Genomic DNA, 18089 nt, shown 5'->3' on the forward strand with positions numbered 1-18089 from the left:
ACGGGGACGGCTCATGGATCCTCCTAGGTACCTTTAGTATAAGGCCTAGAGGTGTCTACGAAACCCGGGGCGATTCAGTTATGTGGTTTAAGGTGTTCCGTATGGCATTCAGTGAATTAGAAAAGGCCGAACTGCTGGAGGTAAAAGGCGTTGGGCCTATGGTAGTTAAGCGCTTCGAAGAAATAGGAATAGATTCATTTTCCGAGCTGGCGAATTATGAGCCAAAAGAAATAGCCGAACTGGTAGCGTCGATGCTAAGAACTACATGCTGGAAGAATAGCCCTCAAGCATTATCGGCAGTGTAATCTGCTATAAAAAGGGCTCGGCAAGGCCTGTAGTGGCTTACGCTCACATAACAAGAACGCTACGGAAAACTTACTTGCTAGCGCTCCTCAATTTCTGCAGAGCGCGGCATTACACCTCTATAGGAATAATCATTGAGCGATAATTGGACGGAAGAAGAGCTGAAAGGGGCAGTGGAAGCATATGTTCAGATGCATTTTGACCAAGCCAATGGAATTTCCTTCGTTAAAAAGCAAATCTATTCTCAACTTGCTGAACGTTTTGGACGTACTGAGAAGTCTTTCGAATATCGAATGCAAAATATCTCGTATGTCTACTCGCTTATGGGACGCGAGTGGGTTTCAGGGCTAAAGCCAGCTAAAAATGTTGGTTCTAATAACGCGGCTGTAATCGAAAAGCTCATATCAGAAGCCGAAGGTCAAAATTTTCCTAAGGTTGCCGAGTTCGAAACGCAGGTTATATCGTATAAGTCAAAGGAAAGCCTTAGCAAACCAGACGGCATCAAAGAGCCAGAAAAAATATATACACAAGTCACAAACTACAGCAGAGATCCAAAGGTTAAAGCATGGGTCCTTAAGGAAGCGGCTGGTATATGTGAGAGCTGCGGTTCTGATGCACCATTCACAACAGCTGAAGGTGAACCTTTTCTTGAAGTTCATCATCTTCGTCGCCTTGCAGACGGTGGCTCTGACACAGTAGAAAATGCTATCGCTTTATGCCCAAATTGCCACCGAGAAATGCACTACGGAATTAATAAATCTACATTGGTTACTTCAATGTATAACAAGCTAACCAGACTTGTAGTTGAGTAAAATTATAACGAGTCAATCAACTTCGCGCCTACTGCGTCGGACGCAGCGGAGCAGCGCTAGTTATTGATGCGTTAAATAGGAGGAGGTAACCATGGATGACAAGTGGAAGCGCGGTTAAGTAATTATTTTAAATTGATTTTATTCTGTCGCGCATCCGGCGTGCTCATACTGGCGAACATATAATTCGAGTTCTTCCCGGTTGAAGGAATTCTAACCGGGGAACTCTGCCGACACTGGCTGTCCGTAATATTCCATGTTCTTTAATTCGACTGGCATTTGACTCCTGTCATCAGGCCCGCGAGATCTTTGCGCAGGGCAGTCCGCCTCAGTAATGACCGAACGAACACAGCCTTTTCGACGCCCAAGCAGCCAGCTTGCCCACAGCATCACCCGTGATGTCGTAGCCTTTGACGTTCTCGGGCGTGTCACTTAGGCCGTAGCCGAGCAAATCGCAGACACGATGACGAGATAGTGGTGGTAAAACACGATAAAGTTACTTCTGACGCTGACCCAGGTGCTACTGAAGATAGGCTGACGTCGTAACTTCAGGGCTAGTGGCTAAACTTCCACGTTAATACTGCCGCTGACGACACTGACGCTATTCGCGGTAGCGGGCAACATCTGGCCGAGCGCAGAGTAAAGCGCTTTGGATGTTGATTGGGCAAGCGAGCGGTCTAGCTTGGCCATATCCTCCTCGGCTTTTTTGAGTTCGCGACGCGGTTCTTTGTCTTCTTCACGTAGACGAATCTTCAACTCATTGATGGTTTCCCGAAGCTCTTTTCTTGCATCGGTCAGAATACTACGCAAAGCATGTTCGCTGGCGCTGATGGGCTGTGAGCGGCTGTCATCACGCAGTGAAGAGGTCGCGAGCGCCAAGGTCTCATCTGCCGTTTTCTCAATAGTGTCACCTGATTCCAGGGTCTGCTCTTTCTTCAGCTCATCACCCATCTCAACGGAGATAGAGGCTTCAGCGCTGGCAAGTGCTGTTTCAGCGCCGTGGGTGTCTGCGCTTGCGCCTTCATTTTGCGCGCTATCTGGAGAAGACGCCTCGGAAACGTTACTTGCAGGCTGGGCGGCGTTAACTGTGGCAGAAACAAGGGGACCAGCACCTGTATTACTGCCTGAGCCGCTTAATTGCCGAGCCGCCACACCTAGCTCGCGCGCGATACTCTTAAGCTCACTGGCCATGGATTTAAGCTGTTCTGGCGAAGCAAAGCGCATCATTGCTTTAAGCGTTTCCAACCGCTGTTTTAAAAAACCGACCTTTTGCGAAGCATTCTGCATCGCAGACTCTTTGGGGCTTGGCAATGATGCCAGCGCTTCAAACGCTTCTTTCTGTTTTTGAGCTGTTTTGTCTCCTGGTCGTCAGCACGGGTTGCTGCTGCCGACAAAGGCTGGCCCGCTACACGCACTGCTGTCGGCCCTGACGCAGGGTCGCGGCGAGTATTTAGCATGGTAAAATTGGAAAATCCGATCTTCATGGGCGGTTCCTGCTTATTGTTAATTTTAATTATCGGCCTTGTTGCGGTTATCTTTAGTTAATGTGCATGCCCGTTTTATCCATATAGCAAGGGGGAATGCAAATGCTTAGGCGCAAGGCTCGGAAAGACGATGGTGCCGTTGTCTGGCACATTTATCGCAGTGCCTATCGGGAAGTTGTCGAGCGTCAGTTTGGTGTCTGGGAAGATAAGCTTCAAAAGTCAGCTTTTGATGAAAAATGGTGCCAGGGTGGTTTTGAAGTGCTTACGCTGAATGGTGAGACTATCGGTGCTGTATGGATAACGTGGGAAGAAAATTTGATTCAACTGCGGGAAGTGTTTCTGGCCCCCGATCATCAGGGGCAGCGGGTGGGTTTCCAGGTTTTGAGCGAGATATTGGCTAAGGCGCGATATGAGGGGCTTGTGCTGCGGCTTAGAGTTCTCAAGCAGAGCCGGGCCGTTAGGTTTTACGAACGACTGGGTTTTAAGCACTGCGGCGAAACAGTAACGCAGTACTGGATGGAAGCCGTTTGAAGGGGCTGAATGAAGCGCCAGATTGTTGTGTGCAAGACAATATTGCTTCATCTAAAGAGAGACGCTAAGTTAAATTATTTTTTAATAAAGCGAGGTTCGTATGGCCAGACCGGATAAATCGAGAAAAATGACCGTGCTGAATAGCGTGGGTAGCCTGTCTTTACTGAGTGCCGTGATATACATGCTTTTCGCAGGGTTTAATTTATTGGGTCTGGTGGTTTGCGGTATCGCGCTTTCAGCCGTTGCTACGCCAGTTGTAATGCATGGCGATGGTATTTTCGAGATGCTAGTGGGGCTTTTCGAAGCTCTTTTCGAGGGGGTAATGGCCGTTTTAGAGGGCATATTCAGTATTATATCTGCATTATTCAGCTGGTGAATATTTATGAACACGTATCCGCCGCGGTGTGCAGCTGGTTCTACGTGAAGATACTGAAAAGAGTATAAGAGTTCGATGCCCTGAGGCTGGATTAACGCTGCAGTTGGCTCAGGCCAATGATACTGATTGAGAAAAACGCCCTGAAATTAGTCAAGGCGTTTCAGTAGTGGACCCAGCGATGTCAACTCAGCTTATCCCCCTTTCTTGGCCGGTTTCTCGGCGCTTTTGCACTGACCACTCTTTACCGTGTCGCCACCCGGAAAATGCGCCCGCACCAACTCCAACAACCCCTGCGTAGAAGCATCAAAATCAGCCGCATTAGTATCAATACGTTCACTGATTTCACCGGCGATGCGTTTGCCGAGCTGGACGCCCCACTGGTCGAACGAGTTGATGTTCCAGATGACGCCCTGCACGAATACCTTGTGCTCATAAAGCGCAATAAGCGCGCCGAGGTTTCGGGGGGTGAGTTCGTCCAGTAGCAAGGTGCTTGACGGGCGGTTGCCGGGGCAGCTGTAGGGGTCGTGCTGGCTGAGTTCATTACTATTGCCCTGGCTGCCTTCCATAAAGGCGTTGGCCTGGGCGAGCATGTTGGTCAGTAGCGCGAAGTGGTGATCCTCTACGCCCGGCTCGGGTTTGAGCGAGGCGATAAAGTCGATGGGCACGTAGCGGGTGCCCTGGTGCAGCAGTTGGAAAAACGCGTGCTGACCGTTGGAGCCGGTCTGGCCCCACACAATCGGCCCGGTCTTGTAGTTGACCGGGTGGCCGAAAATATCCACTGACTTACCGTTGGACTCCATATCCAGCTGCTGCAGGAAGGAGGGCAGCTGGTTCAGCGCCTGGTCGTAAGGCACGATGGCCTGGGTTTCGGCGCCGATAAAGTTGATGTACCAGATGCCGATCAGTGCCATCAGTACTGGCATGTTCTGGGAAAAGGGCGCCTCGATAAAGTGGCGGTCCATCTCGTGGGCGCCTTCCAATAGCTCGATAAAGCCGTCAAAGCCGATAGACAGCGCAATCGGCAGGCCGATGGACGACCACATGGAGTAGCGACCGCCCACCCAGGCCCAGAACTCGAACACGTTCTCTTCGCGAATACCGAATTCCATCGCCGCTTTGCGGTTGGTGGAAGCCGCCACGAAGTGGGCGCCTACATCGGCATCCTCACCGGCGTTCTCCAGAAACCAGCGCCGGGCCGTTTTGGCATTGAGCAGCGTTTCCTGGGTGGAAAACGTCTTGGTCGAGACGATAAACAGTGTGGTGGCCGGGTCCAGGCGCGAAAGCACCTTTTGGATATGCGTGCCGTCCACGTTGGAGACAAAGTGGAAATGCATCTCCGGGTGGCGATATTTAAGCAGCGCGCGCACGGCCATATTGGGGCCTAGGTCCGAGCCGCCAATCCCGATATTGACCACGTCCTTGATCGCTTTGCCGCTGTAACCTTTCCATTCACCGCTGCGCACCGTTTCCGAGAACTGCTTGATCTGTTCGCGGGTGCGGGTTATCTCCGGCATGACGTCTTCGCCATCCACATACACCGGTTCATCACTTAGGTTACGCAGTGCGGTATGCAGTACCGGGCGATTTTCGGTGACGTTGATAATATCGCCAGAGAACATCTGTGCCCGGCGCTGCACCAGAGCGGAATGGTTGGCCAGCTCAATCAGCTTATCCAGCACGTCTTCTGAAATATGGTGCTTGGAGTAGTCCAGAAACAGGCCGCCTACCCGCAGGCTCATTTTGTCAAAGCGCTGTGGGTCTTGACGAAAATAATCGCGAATACGGTCGTTGGCGGTTTTATCGCGCAGGCGTTCAAGCGCCTGCCAAGTGACACTGCGGGTAAGTTGGAACATAGGGCGGTCCGTGGTTGTGTATCAGCCAATGGCCGTGATGTTATTTGTGTAAAAATACTACATAAAAAGCGCGAGGGGGCAAATAGATGCCCATAATTCATGTTTAGGAAGTAATAAAACAAGTAGGGAAGATAAGTAGATATTGAGAAAGGCAGGAACATCCTGCCTTTCTAAGGCTAAACGATGTTTAGCTTGCCACCGCAACCTGCGCCGCGCCACGCTTGAGCATCGCGTAGCTTAAACCGGTCACCAGCGAGCCCGCCACAATCGCGCCCAGGTACAGCAGGGCGGGGGTAATGGCGTTGGGAATCAGCAGCACGAAGATACCGCCATGAGGCGCCATGAGTTTGGCACCCACCAGCATGGAAAGCGCACCGGTGATGGCTCCACCCGCGATGCAGCAGGGAATGACCCGCAGCGGATCCTTGGCGGCAAACGGAATGGCGCCTTCACTGATAAAGCACAGGCCTAATACAAACGATGCTTTGCCCGCTTCACGCTCCGGTACAGAGTACTTGTAGCGCGCCACAAAGCTTGCGATACCCATTCCAATAGCCGGTACCATGCCCGCTGCCATAATCGCCGCCATCGGGCCGTAGGTTTCTGACGCCAGCAGGCCCACGCCAAAGGTATAGGCCGCTTTGTTGATCGGGCCGCCCAGGTCAAAGCACATCATGGCGCCCAGCAGAATGCCCAACAGCACAGCGTTGGTGGAATCCAGCGATGCAAGGAAGCTGGTTAAAGCGTTCAATAACGCCGCGACCGGCTCGCCGACTACGTAAATCATCACCAGGCCGGTCACCAGGCTTGCGACCAGCGGGATAATCAAAATAGGCTTGAGCGACTCAACGCTTGAAGGCAGTTTCACATAGCGGGTGATCGCCAGGGCGACGTAACCGGCCAAAAAGCCAGCCAAAATGCCGCCGATAAATCCCGAACCAATGTTGGCGGCCAGCATGCCGCCAATCATGCCTGGTGCAATACCCGGGCGGTCGGCAATCGAGTAAGCGATATAGCCCGCCAGTACCGGGATCATCAGCGCGAACGCGGTACCGCCACCAATCTGCATAAGCGCCGCGGCCAGCGTACCTTCCTGCTCAAAGGCCTCGATACCGAACATGAACGATAGGGCAATCAGCAGGCCACCCGCGACGACCATGGGCAGCATGAACGATACGCCGGTAAGCAGGTGCTTATACACGCCTTTCTCTTTCAGGCTTTTGCCTTCAGTTGAGGACGCATTAGATGCGCCTGCACTTTCCAGCGTGGCCTGGGCCAGGGCGTTTTCAATCGTTGCCTGGGATCTTTTCAGTGCCGTACCGGTAGACGTACGGTAAACGCGCTTGCCCGCAAAGCGGGTAGGATCCACTTCAATATCGCAGGCCAGAATCACCACGTCAGCGGCGGCAATTTCGTCATCGGTGAGTTTATCCTGAGCACCCACCGAGCCTTGAGTTTCTACACGAATAGCGTGTCCCATGGCTTTGCCCGCTTCAGCCAGCGCTTCAGCCGCCATAAAGGTGTGGGCAACGCCGGTGGGGCAGGCAGTGACGGCCACGATGCGCTTTTCACCTGGTGTGGTAATGGCTTCGCTAACCGGAGGAACTTCTGGCGGCGTGTAAAGCGGCGCCTCGCGCTTGGCGGTGGCTAGAAAGGTTTCCGGGTTGGGCAGTGCCTGGGCTATAGGCGCCTGGTATAAACGCTTACCTGCAAAGCGTTCGGGGGCCGGTACGTGATCCGCCGCGACCACGATTAAATCAGCGTGGGCAATTTGGTCGGCGTTAGCCGTGTCTACCGGGGCCAGCTCACCATGCATTTCGACATGGACTTTCCAACCTTGGCGTTGGGCGGCCTGTTCCAGGCGCCGAGCTGCCAAAAAGGTCGTGGCCATGCCGCTGGGGCAGGCGGTAATTAAGATGATATTCATGAAGTTCCCTCGGCGCTGCAGGCGTGCAGGCGCTGGACCTGAGTACGTTGTAGAAGTAAGGCAAAGTCGTTGGCATGGGTATTACCCACGCCTACATGGCGAACCGATTCGGCAGAAAGTGCTGTGGCAAACCGTAAGGTTTCTTCACTACTGTGCTGGCTAAACAGGCCATGCAGCATGCCAGCCACAAAGGTGTCGCCTGCGCCCACGGTATTGGCCGCCTGAACGTGGGGCGGCGTTGATTGCCAGGCACCGCTCGCATTCACCCAGATAACCCCTTCAGCCCCGGCAGAAAGCAGCGCCTGGCCGACGCCTGCTTGATGAAGGTGCGTTGTAGCGCTTACCCGCTTGGCGTGATTATCCAATGCTTCACCGGCCCATTCGGCAAGCTCAATCTCGTTGGGTTTAACGGCCTCGGGGCCTACCTCAATAGCACGCAGCAGAGCTTCACCGCTGGTATCGACCCATAGCGGCACGCCTGTGGCTTTCAGGTGAGTGAGAAACTCACTAAACGCCGCGAGGCTTAATCCCGGCGGCAGGCTGCCGGCTACCAGAATGGCGTCAACCGGGGCTTCGTTTAACTGCTGTTCAATGGTGCTCAGCAGGGCGGTAATTTGAACCGCGTCTACGCCAATGCCTGGGCCGTTGATGTCGGTTACTCGACCACTTTTTTCCGCCAATTTGGCGTTAATGCGGGTTTCGCCCGGCACGCGGACAAACGCATCCGTCACGCCCATGTGCTTAAACGCCAGTTGGAAAGGGCCATCGTTATCGCGGCCTAAAAAGCCGCTGACCACTAAGTCATGGCCCAGTGAAGCCAGCACGCGTGCGACGTTAACGCCTTTGCCTGCGGCTTCCAGCTGCGCGTGTCTGGAGCGGTTAACCGCGCCTAGTGCTAGCTCTTCAAGATCAAATGCCAAATCCAGCGCCGGATTAAGCGTGATGGTCATTACCCGCGCCATTAGCGTGCCTCCAGCGCATCGCGCACGGCAATGCTGGTGGCCCGGCTAAGCGCTAGCTGGGCGCAGGCCTGGGCATCGGCCAGGTCAAACTCGCGCAGGCGGGCTTTCACCAGCGGGATTTGTCGGGCGCTAACCGAAAGCTCATCCACCCCAAGCCCGACCAGAACCGGGATAGCCGCGGTATCAGAGGCCAGTTCACCACACACGCCGACCCATTTGCCTTGAGCGTGGGCGGCTTCAACGGTCATCTGGATTAAGCGCAGTACCGCCGGATGCAGTCCATCGGCCTGAGCGGAAAGCTCCGGGTGGCCGCGATCGATCGCCAGGGTGTACTGGGTGAGATCGTTGGTACCAACTGAGAAGAAGTCCACCTCGGCGGCAAGCGTGGGTGCGAGCAGGGCGCTGGAAGGAATCTCGATCATCACGCCCAGCTGCACGTCGCTTGCCCGCTCGGCTGCAGGAATCTCGGCTAGCAGGCGATCAAAAATCGCCTTGGTGGCGCGGAACTCGGCGATGTCCTTGACCATCGGCAACATGATGCGCAAGCGTCGCGGCGTATCTTCAGAACCCGCTACCGGAGCTGCCGCCATCAGCAGGGCGCGCAGCTGGGTTTCAAGTACGTCGGGCTCGGTCAACGCCAGGCGAATACCGCGCAGACCCAAGAACGGGTTGTCCTCCTGGGGTACTGGCCAGTAGGGCAGAGGCTTGTCGCCGCCGACATCCAAGGTACGTGCCACCAACGGGCGGCCGTTTAATGCATCGATAGCCTGGCGGTACTCGGCGGTTTGCGTGGCAAGGTCCGGCGCGCTTGAGTGGGCCATAAACAGGAACTCGGTACGCAGCAGGCCAACGCCTTCTGCACCGCGCTCCACAGCGTCTTCCGCGTGGGCGGTGTTACCCAGGTTAGCGGCAACCTCAATAAGGTGGCCGTCGCGGGTCTGGGCAGTTTCAAAACGCCGCTCCCAGGCATCGGCTTCACGCGCCTGTAAATCAAGCAAATGCTGCTCGGCGCGGCTTAAACGCTGCTCAGAAGGTGAGGGGATAACCCGGCCTCGTTCGCCATCCAGAATCATCATGCTGGCGTTGGTTAGTGCCATCACCGCTTTGCCTGCGCCAACCACTGCCGGTATGCCCAGCGCACGGGCCAGAATAGCGCTGTGGGCTGTGGCGCCACCGCGCTCGGTTAAAAGACCCCGCACGCGCGAGGTATCCAGGCGGGCAACATCTGAGGGGCCGATATCGTCCATTACCAAAATGTAGGGATGGTCAGGCGGCTCGGGCAGTTGAACGTCGCACAGAATACTCAGCACCCGCCGACCCACATCGCGAAGGTCAGTGGCCCGCTCGGCAAGCAGGCGGTCCGCGAGCATTTCCTGGGCGTGGGCGGCGGTTTCAATGGCATCCCACCAAGCGGCTTCTGCCGAGCGGCCTTCGCGAATAGCGTCTTCGGCGGCGCGGTGAAGCTCGGGGTCGTCCAGCATCTCTTCGTGCATGGATAAAATATCGGCGACTTCGCCGCCAGCGGCGTTACGCACTAGGGCTTCCAGCTGGGCAATGCCTTCCTGAATAGCATTATGCAGCCGAGTCAACTCGCGGTCAGGGTTGTCGGCCTGCTCGGCGTAATCAAAGTGCTGAGGGCGAATAACAAATACCGGTGCAATCGCAAGCCCGGGTGACGCGGCAATCGCCGTATGTGGCGTATCGGCTGCCAAGGGCTCGACGATGGCTTCCTGACTGGTGGGGCGGGGCGCCAGGCGCTCACGGCCGCTGTCAAAGGGCGTTACTTTTTCACCCAGGCCGCCTTCGATGGCTTCCGCCACGTTGGTCAGCGCCTGCTGGGCGTCGGCGCCTTCGGCTGACAGTACCAGCCACTGACCGCGGCGTGCGCCCAGGCCAATCACTTTGGTGAGGCTGGCCGCTGAAACGCTTACAGGGCTGCCTTCCTCCAGGCGGACGTTAATCGCCACCGCCTGTGCACGGGCCGTTTGCACCAACTGTTTGGCCGGGCGGGCATGCAGCCCGTGAGGATTTAAAACACGCACCCGCTGGGTATGCGTATTGGCCGTTTCACCCGCTAGCAGGGCCAGCACTTGGCATGCATCGGCTTTCAGCAGCGCCTTGCTATCAGCGTTTTCAAGTACGGCCTGGAGTTGCTCCAGTAGGGGGCGGTGGGCGTTGCCCTGCGCGGCCAGACAAAACAGCCCGTGTACGGCATGGCTGTTTTCTTCCAGGTTCGTTTCAACCGGGGTTGCCATGCCTAGCGCAGGGTTTTGCACGCCGCTGGCGCTGCTGGCAAGCCAGAAACCTTCACCCAGCCAAATCGGTGGTTTCGCGGCGATATCAGCAATAAAACGGTTATCCACGCAGCCGCTTTGGCGCAAACGGGCGGCGGCTGCCAGGGCCAGTTCCTGGACGCTTTGTGCCGGAAACTGTAGGCACAGGGTGTCGCTATCAAGCTTCGGTGCGGGCACTGATTTAGACAGCAGGCGGGCGACGTCCTCGGCGGAGCTGGCAGCGGCAAGCTCTTCAGCAACGCCGTCACGGTCCAGCACATGGGTCAGGGCGCGCAAGATATCCAGGTGTTCGTCATTTTGTGCCGCAATGGTTACCAGCACATACACCCGATGCCCATCGTGCCATTTTATACCTTCAGGAAACTGCAGCACCCGAACGCCGGTACGCTTAACGTGCTGACGGCTTTCGGGCGTGCCGTGGGGAATAGCAATCGCGCTACCCAAGTAAGTAGACGACTGCGCTTCACGGGCATGCAGGCCGTCACGGTAGGCTGAGCCAACCAGCCCCGCGTCGGTCAGCACCCGGGCGGCCTCATCCAGTGCCGCTTGCCAGCTATCGGCATGGCGATTCAGCAAGATGTCATTAGGGCCGAGTGTAAGCATGCATTTCTCCTGTAAAGACGAGTCCGGTAGCGACTCGACCGCGACGCAAGCGTGCGTTGGCGCATCGAGTTTTCGGATTGAACGATGCTTGTGGTTTATGATGATATGCTGAAACGATTCAGCAAAAGGTACAAGGGGTGTGTTTTTAGACTTTGGTGGGGGTGTAGTCAAGGCGCTGTTACACTTCGCAGGCTTATAAGGAGAAAAAACATGACATTAGCCGATATCGCCCGGCTTGCCGGTGTTTCGCGCACCACGGCCAGCTATGTCATCAACGGGCAGGCGGAACAGCGTCGTATCAGTGCGGCCACGATTGAAAAGGTGATGGCCGTTGTCCGTCAGCATCAATACCAGATCGACCCCCAGGCAGCGGCGCTGCGCCGTGGGGCGAGTCGCTTACTGGGGTTGATTGTTCCTGATCTGGAAAATATCAGCTACGCCCGCTTGGCTAAACGCCTGGAGCGTGGCGCGCGCGAGCAGGGCTATCGGCTGCTGATTGTAAGCTCTGATGACTGCGCACAAAGCGAGCGCGCCCTGGCGCTGGCCCTACGTGCCCAGCGCTGCGAGGTGCTGATTACCGCCAGCTGTCTGGCCGATGACGACCCGTTTTACATGGATTTAGCCAACGACGGCTGGGCCGTGGTAGGCGTGGACCGGGGGCTTGATCGCCAGCATTTTGTCAGTGTGGTCAGCGATGATTATGACGCCGCCGAAAAGCTAACCCGCTCGGTGCTTAACGAAAATACCCGGCGAGTCGCCTGGCTGGATGCCATGCCGGGGCTTTCAATTAGTCGTGAACGCCGAGCCGGTTTTAAGGCCGCCTTAAAAGAGCAGGGCATAGAAGCAGTCTGTTTGAGCGCAGAGCATTACGAGCGCAGTGAGGCAATGGTGCTTGCGCAGCAGTTGCTTAATCAACCCGAGGGTGTGGATGCGCTGGTAACGGCTTCGTATACCTTGATGGAAGGCGTCTTCGATGCGTTTTTAGAGCGCGGCGGGCTTTCCAAACATATCCGGCTGGCCACCTTTGGCGATCATCGCCTGCTGGATTTTTTGCCTGAGCCGGTCAATTCGGTGCTTCAGGATTATGACCGCATTGCGGCGTTAACGCTGAATAGCGCTTTGGAGGCTGCCCAAGGCGGTCGTCGCGTTGGGCAGCAGGTTGTCAAACGGCATCTTTTCAAGCGGGCTTAAAGCCCGCTGAAGCAAGAAGCGTTAAGCGCGGGCACTGGCCCAGGCGTTGGCGTCGGGTATCGACATATCGTAGCTTTCGCTTAAATAGGGCGAAGAGAGCATAAAATCGGCGCTCGCGGCGTTGCAGGCCACCGGTACGTTCCATAGTGCTGCAAGGCGCAACAGCGCTTTGACATCGGGGTCGTGAGGCTGCGGGGCGAACGGGTCCCAGAAGAATACCAGCACGTCGAGCCTCTGCTCGGCGATGCGCGCACCAATCTGCTGGTCGCCGCCGAGTGGCCCGCTCATCAATCCTTCAACCGTTAGGCCTAATTGATCGGTTAAGCGTGCAGCCGTAGTGCCCGTACCCATCAGCTGATGCTGACGCAGCGTATCCTGCCAGCGTGTGGCCCACTCCAGAAGCTCCCCTTTTTTACCGTCATGGGCAATCAGTGCAATACGCTTTTGAGCGGGTAGGGTACGCAGCGCCTGGCGAGGCGGTCGGGCATCGTTCATTGATTACTCTCCTGTTTCAGGCTCGATGGCGATAATCTTCATGGTATTGGTGCCGCCATGGGCATTCATATGGTCGCCGCGAGTAAGAATGATATGTCCACCGGGGCGCGCCAATCCATAAGCTTTAAGCAATTTTAGCGCTTCCTGGTTAACCTCGGTGGGTTCCATCTGCGTGGTATCGAAGGGAAGCGAAACCACGCCGCGATAAAGTGCCATGCGCCGCTGGGCAATAGGGCTATGGGCCAGGCCGACGATGGGCAAACCCGAACGAATGCGTGAGGCGATCAGCGGCGTGTAACCGGTGGAGGTCATGCAGGCAATCGCGCTGACGCCGGTTAAATGGTTGGCGGCGTACATGGCCGAAAGGGCGATGGTTTCATCCATGCGCTCAAAGCCTTCATGCATGCGGTGACCGGACGACTGCGCCAGCCGCTCGCGCTCGGCGCCTAGGCAAACCCGGTCCATGGCTTCAACGGTTTCTACCGGAAATTCACCAGCGGCGGTTTCGGCGGAAAGCATGACCGCGTCGGTGGCATCCAGCACGGCGTTAGCCACATCGAACACCTCGGCGCGGGTCGGCAGCGGCGATTCGATCATCGATTCCATCATCTGGGTCGCGGTAATCACCGCACGGTTAAGTGTACGGGCATGCTTGATGATGCGCTTTTGGGTGCCAATTAACGCTTCATCGCCTATCTCTACGCCCAGGTCGCCGCGGGCCACCATGACGGCTTCTGAGGCGATGATGATGCCATCCAGCGTTTCGTCATCCGCAACCGCTTCGGCGCGCTCCAGCTTGGCGACCAGGCCGATCTCTTTGCCTTCTTCGCCCAGCAGTGCGCGGGCTTCCTGCATGTCGGCTGCCGAGCGCGGAAAGGAAACCGCCAGATAATCCACACCGATTTCCATGGCGGTTTTTAAATCGGCTCGGTCTTTATCGGTCAAGGCCGGGGCGGAAAGGCCGCCACCCTGTTTGTTGATGCCTTTGTTATTGGAGAGCTTACCGCCCACATGCACGTTGGTGTGTATTTCCTGGCCAACAATGGAGGCTACGTCCAGCACCACGCGGCCATCATCCAGCAGCAAACGGTCGCCGGGGGAGACATCATCAATCAGCGCCGGGTAATCACAGCCCACACGCTCACCGTTACCGGCATGGGTATCGATCGCCATGTCTATAATAAACGATTGCCCTGCTTCCAAATGAATAGGCCCTTCAGCAAAGCGGGCGATACGGATCTTCGGGCCCTGTAAATCGCCCAGCGCGGCAACGCATTTACCTAAGCGCTGCGCGATATCGCGAACGTCCTGCAGCCGGCGGCGATGATCGTCAGGTGAGCCGTGAGAAAAGTTAAGGCGAACCACGTCGACCCCTGCCTTGATCATCGCTTCGAGCACGCCTGGGCGGTCGCTGGCAGGGCCTAAGGTGGCAACAATCTTGGTACGACGAAGCGGCAGAGGTGAGTTCGATGAATTCATGGCGGGTTCTCCTTAAGTATTGCTAATAAATCGTAAAAACCAGCGTAGCCAGGGATCAGAATATTGATGCAATTGTCATCATGAAGGTATAGACGGCCCTGGTGATATTATAGTAATTTTACTACATATAAATTGAAGATTAGCTAAAAAATAACTGGTTTCAGCCATTTTAAGCTTTTTAGGCGCTATTAAAGTGTCTTTTTGGTAATTTTTTTACCGAAATGAAGCCGTTCACCACTAAGCGTGAGGTGTCAGTATGACTATCAGAGTTGCTATTAACGGGTTTGGCCGGATCGGTCGTAACGTACTTCGAGCGCTTTATGAAAACCGCTACCGCGAGCAAATTCAGGTGGTAGCGATTAATGATTTGGGCGACCCGTCGCTAAATTCACATTTACTGCGCCACGACACTGTGCATGGGCATTTCCCTTTCACTGTAGAGCACGATGCGGAAAGTATCAGTGTCGATGGGGATCGCATTGCTATCTCGTCAGAGCGCGACCCTGCCAAGCTTCCCTGGGCCTCACTGAATATCGATTTGGTCATGGAGTGCACGGGGCTATTTACTAAGCGTGACGCGGCTGCCAAACACTTGGAGGCGGGCGCCAAGCGGGTGCTGATCTCAGCGCCCAGCCCCGATGCTGACGCGACAATTGTTTACGGTGTGAATGACACTATTTTGACTGCTGAACACAAGGTGGTGTCTAACGCGTCCTGCACAACCAACTGTCTGGCGCCAGTGGCCAAGGCGTTAAACGATGCGGTGGGTATCGAGAACGGTCTAATGACCACGGTTCATGCCTACACCAATGACCAGAATCTGTCAGACGTCTATCACTCTGACCCGTACCGCGCACGTAGCGCGACGCACTCCATGATTCCGACTAAAACTGGGGCCGCCGCCGCGGTTGGATTGGTGCTGCCCGAACTTGAAGGCAAGCTGGATGGGTTGGCGGTACGTGTGCCGGTAATTAACGTGTCGTTGGTGGATCTGACCTTTACCGCAGGCCGTGACACCAGTAAGGAAGAGATCAACCAAATTGTTGAAAAAGCCGCCGCCAATTCGAGTGTGCTGGCGGTGAACGCTCAGCCACTGGTGTCTATCGATTTCAACCATGACGCGCATTCATCGACATTTGATGCTAACCACACGCGTGTGAACGGGCGTTTGGTTAAGGTGATGGCGTGGTACGACAACGAGTGGGGTTTCTCCAACCGCATGCTGGATACGGCGATCGCCATGCAGGCAACCGCTGTGTAAGCGTTTAGCGTTCGATTAGCTGTATTCTCAGCGCTGTTAGAAGGGCCGTTTTACCAAACGGCCCTTTTGTTTTTAGCGTATTTAAAAAAGTATTAAAAAAATTTAAAAAGACTGCATCCAAAACGTCTCCTCGCGTGTATTCCCTATACAGCCGCTATTTACGGTGGTTGATAATAATCCTTTAGGAGACTGAATATGACCATTAATCATCTAACGCGTACTGCTTTGGCCGCCGCTGTGATCGCATCCTTCAGTCATGCCGCTCTGGCCGAAACGCCAGCGGATGTCCAGGTACCGGACGGCAACACCGTTGCGCTTGAAACCGTAGGTGTTGGTGCAATTACCTATATGTGTGAAACCAATGATTCTGGCGAGATGGCGTGGGTTTTCAAAGGCCCTCATGCCGCGCTAAACGATAACGATGGCAGCCAGGTAGGCAGCTACTATGGTCCCCCGGCTACTTGGGAAGCGCTGGACGGTTCTAAAATTACCGGCACCCAGTTAGCCACCGCACCTAACGGTGATGGCAATATTCCTCTTCAACTAGTAGAAGCCAATCCTGCTGAAGGTGAAGGCGCAATGACCGGCGTTAGCTACATTCAACGCTTGAATACCGAAGGCGGTGTAGCGCCAGACGTTGCTTGCGATAGCGACCATGACGGTGCTACTGCGGTAGTTACCTATCAAGCTGACTATATTTTCTGGGCAGCTGAATAAGCAGTAAGAAGTTAATTTAAGTTACGCTAGGGGCTCGTGCGTCGTGCCCCTAGCGGCTATGCTAACTGGATGTGCGGCAAGCGATATTGGCGCGCCACCAGGGAGCTAGGTTGTGACAAACATAGGTATTAAAAAAGTCGATGTGAAAAACGTCGATGTGACTGACGTAACCAGCGAATTTGACTATGTTGCCGTGCTTGCACGCTGTGCACGCGGTGATCATGACGCCCTTCACCAACTCTATGCAAAAGAGGGCGCTGCACTGTTAGGTGTTGTGCTTCGAATCGTTAAAGACCGGGGTATGGCGGAAGATATCGTGCATGATGCCTGCCTGAATATCTGGCAGCGTGCCGATAGCTTTGATCCTGCAAAGGGATCAGCGCGAACCTGGATTTTTAGTATCGCGCGCCATCTTGCGCTTAATGCGATTCGCTACCGGGACCGTGAAGTCAATGTCGACCACAACGATCCTTCCGAATTTGATCATGATGAAACATTCCAGCATGCCTCGCGCGTTGAGGAAGCCTATGATTGGCAAACCGGCCAACGTATTGATGAGTGCTTGGAACAACTTGAAACAGAACGGCGTAACTGCGTGCTTCACGCCTATGTAGACGGCTTGAGCCATGCGGAAATTGCCGCTCATACGGGCGCACCGCTAGGCACCGTTAAAGCCTGGATTAAGCGTAGTTTGCTGCGCCTACGGGAGTGTATGGCATGACCCGTCTCAGTCAGCACGAACATGAATATGATGATGACCATACCTTGGCGGGCGAATACGTACTCGGCACCTTGCCGCTTAATAAGCGCCAGGAAGTGGAAGCGCGTCTGATACACGATGAGGCATTACAAAAAGCCGTTGCCGCCTGGGAAGACCGTTTTCAACCTTACACGGCGCTTACTCAACCGGTGACACCTTCGGACTACCTGTGGCCGCGCATCAAGCGCAGTTTGAACAGCTCGTCAGTTCAAACGCCTGTGCCGGACGTTGTGCCCGTAAGGTTACCGCGTCGGCGTTTCATCAACAGTCTGCCGGTATGGCGTGGCGCTGCAGGGCTTGGCATTGCTGCCGCTCTGGTTATGGGAATTATGCTCGCTAATAACTCGCCGGTGCCCGCCACGCCTGAATATATGGTAGTGCTTTTAGCGCCGCAAACGCAGTCGGCAGGTTGGGTGGTGCAGGCCTCAACGCGCCAGAGCGTTCAGTTGATACCGCTGGGCACCTTTGCAGTGCCGGAAGGCAAGGCGCTTGAGTTCTGGACAAAAGCAGATGACTGGCAGGCGCCCGTATCCCTGGGGTTGGTAGAGCCGGGTGAGCCTATCAATGTCAACCTTAACGAGCTGCCGCCGCTGCAAGATAACCAGCTGTTTGAGCTGACGCTTGAAGAGGAAACCGGCTCGGCAACCGGCTTGCCCACCGGCCCCATTGAGTTTATCGGCAGGGCGGTGGAGATCTAAGCGGTTAGGGGCTTGGTTTAAAAAGCCTGTTTACAAGAACCTGTTTACAAAAACCTGGTTAAAAGAATGTCAGGCCCACCTGGAACAGGCGTTCCACATCACGGATGCGGCGCTTGTCGATCACAAACAGAATCACGTGGTCACCGCTTTCCACCAGGACATCGCCGTGGGCGATAATGACTTCCTTGCCGCGCACAATCGCGCCGATGGTGGTGCCGTCCGGCAGATTGATCTCGCGGATGGTACGGCCCACCACCTTGGAAGATTGCTTGTCGCCGTGGGCGATAGCCTCAATGGCTTCCGCCGCCCCACGGCGCAGCGAGTGCACGTTGACGATATCGCCGCG

Annotated in this window: 17 protein-coding genes; 9 read left to right on the forward strand and 8 right to left on the reverse strand. The window is 55.4% G+C overall.

Annotated features, from left to right (window positions below; translation table 11 throughout):
- Window positions 1-305, forward strand: a 305-nt coding sequence (locus INT33_RS19680) for a helix-hairpin-helix domain-containing protein (protein ID WP_226940279.1), incomplete at its 5' end; no start/stop codon positions are given.
- Window positions 306-437: 132 nt separating this feature from the next.
- Complete coding sequence (locus INT33_RS19685; RefSeq protein WP_193092813.1) at window positions 438-1115, forward strand: HNH endonuclease; 678 nt, start codon at window positions 438-440, stop codon at window positions 1113-1115.
- Window positions 1116-1673: 558 nt separating this feature from the next.
- On the opposite strand, the gene INT33_RS19690 is transcribed toward INT33_RS19685, so the two are convergent.
- A complete protein-coding gene (locus INT33_RS19690; protein ID WP_226940280.1) occupies window positions 1674-2399 on the reverse strand; it encodes a hypothetical protein in 726 nt (241 codons plus the stop codon).
- 299 nt (window positions 2400-2698) lie between these two features.
- On the opposite strand from INT33_RS19690, the gene INT33_RS19695 reads away from it, so the two are divergent.
- Together INT33_RS19695 and INT33_RS19700 are read left to right on the forward strand one after the other, a co-directional pair.
- The gene (locus INT33_RS19695) at window positions 2699-3127 is read left to right on the forward strand and encodes a GNAT family N-acetyltransferase (protein WP_193092814.1); all 429 of its coding nucleotides are present in this window, start codon (window positions 2699-2701) and stop codon (window positions 3125-3127) included.
- Window positions 3128-3227: 100 nt separating this feature from the next.
- Complete coding sequence (locus tag INT33_RS19700) at window positions 3228-3503, forward strand: hypothetical protein (RefSeq protein WP_193092815.1); 276 nt, start codon at window positions 3228-3230, stop codon at window positions 3501-3503.
- 191 nt (window positions 3504-3694) lie between these two features.
- Here the strand turns inward: INT33_RS19700 and pgi are convergent, their stop codons facing one another.
- The 4 genes from pgi to ptsP all read right to left on the reverse strand — a co-directional run bounded on the left by pgi (window position 3695) and on the right by ptsP (window position 11142).
- Window positions 3695-5356, reverse strand: a complete 1662-nt coding sequence (gene pgi / locus INT33_RS19705; protein ID WP_193092816.1) for a glucose-6-phosphate isomerase — start codon at window positions 5354-5356, stop codon at window positions 3695-3697.
- A gap of 187 nt (window positions 5357-5543) precedes the next feature.
- Entirely contained in the window at window positions 5544-7283 is a 1740-nt protein-coding gene (locus INT33_RS19710) for a PTS fructose-like transporter subunit IIB (RefSeq protein WP_193092817.1), read from the reverse strand.
- Window positions 7280-8245, reverse strand: coding sequence for a 1-phosphofructokinase (gene pfkB, locus INT33_RS19715; RefSeq protein WP_193092818.1), 966 nt, complete (start codon window positions 8243-8245; stop codon window positions 7280-7282). The genes INT33_RS19710 and pfkB overlap by 4 nt, the downstream gene beginning before the upstream one ends.
- A complete protein-coding gene (ptsP, locus tag INT33_RS19720) occupies window positions 8245-11142 on the reverse strand; it encodes a phosphoenolpyruvate--protein phosphotransferase (RefSeq protein ID WP_193092819.1) in 2898 nt (965 codons plus the stop codon). Before ptsP ends, pfkB begins: the two co-directional genes overlap by 1 nt.
- Window positions 11143-11247: 105 nt before the next feature.
- Between ptsP and cra the strand changes: the two genes are divergently transcribed.
- Window positions 11248-12333: a catabolite repressor/activator gene (gene cra, locus INT33_RS19725; RefSeq protein ID WP_264298949.1), complete on the forward strand. Its 1086-nt coding sequence runs from the start codon at window positions 11248-11250 to the stop codon at window positions 12331-12333.
- A gap of 21 nt (window positions 12334-12354) precedes the next feature.
- Here the strand turns inward: cra and INT33_RS19730 are convergent, their stop codons facing one another.
- A complete protein-coding gene (locus INT33_RS19730) occupies window positions 12355-12828 on the reverse strand; it encodes a methylglyoxal synthase (RefSeq protein ID WP_192539623.1) in 474 nt (157 codons plus the stop codon).
- 3 nt (window positions 12829-12831) lie between these two features.
- The gene (gene pyk, locus INT33_RS19735; RefSeq protein WP_193092821.1) at window positions 12832-14307 is read right to left on the reverse strand and encodes a pyruvate kinase; all 1476 of its coding nucleotides are present in this window, start codon (window positions 14305-14307) and stop codon (window positions 12832-12834) included.
- A gap of 256 nt (window positions 14308-14563) precedes the next feature.
- On the opposite strand from pyk, the gene gap reads away from it, so the two are divergent.
- The 4 genes from gap to INT33_RS19755 all read left to right on the forward strand — a co-directional run bounded on the left by gap (window position 14564) and on the right by INT33_RS19755 (window position 17743).
- Window positions 14564-15568: a type I glyceraldehyde-3-phosphate dehydrogenase gene (gene gap, locus INT33_RS19740; RefSeq protein WP_192539621.1), complete on the forward strand. Its 1005-nt coding sequence runs from the start codon at window positions 14564-14566 to the stop codon at window positions 15566-15568.
- Between the two features lie 195 nt (window positions 15569-15763).
- Window positions 15764-16285, forward strand: coding sequence for a DUF3455 domain-containing protein (locus INT33_RS19745; protein ID WP_193092822.1), 522 nt, complete (start codon window positions 15764-15766; stop codon window positions 16283-16285).
- A 112-nt stretch (window positions 16286-16397) separates the two neighbouring features.
- The gene (locus tag INT33_RS19750; RefSeq protein ID WP_318782785.1) at window positions 16398-17006 is read left to right on the forward strand and encodes a sigma-70 family RNA polymerase sigma factor; all 609 of its coding nucleotides are present in this window, start codon (window positions 16398-16400) and stop codon (window positions 17004-17006) included.
- Entirely contained in the window at window positions 17003-17743 is a 741-nt protein-coding gene (locus tag INT33_RS19755) for an anti-sigma factor (protein WP_193092823.1), read from the forward strand. Before INT33_RS19750 ends, INT33_RS19755 begins: the two co-directional genes overlap by 4 nt.
- A gap of 58 nt (window positions 17744-17801) precedes the next feature.
- On the opposite strand, the gene INT33_RS19760 is transcribed toward INT33_RS19755, so the two are convergent.
- Window positions 17802-18089 (reverse strand): TrkA C-terminal domain-containing protein (locus INT33_RS19760; protein ID WP_319643911.1); only part of this gene is annotated, 288 nt, incomplete at its 5' end.

The organism is Halomonas colorata, assembly GCF_014897985.1.
Taxonomy (GTDB): Bacteria; Pseudomonadota; Gammaproteobacteria; order Pseudomonadales; family Halomonadaceae; genus Vreelandella; species Vreelandella colorata.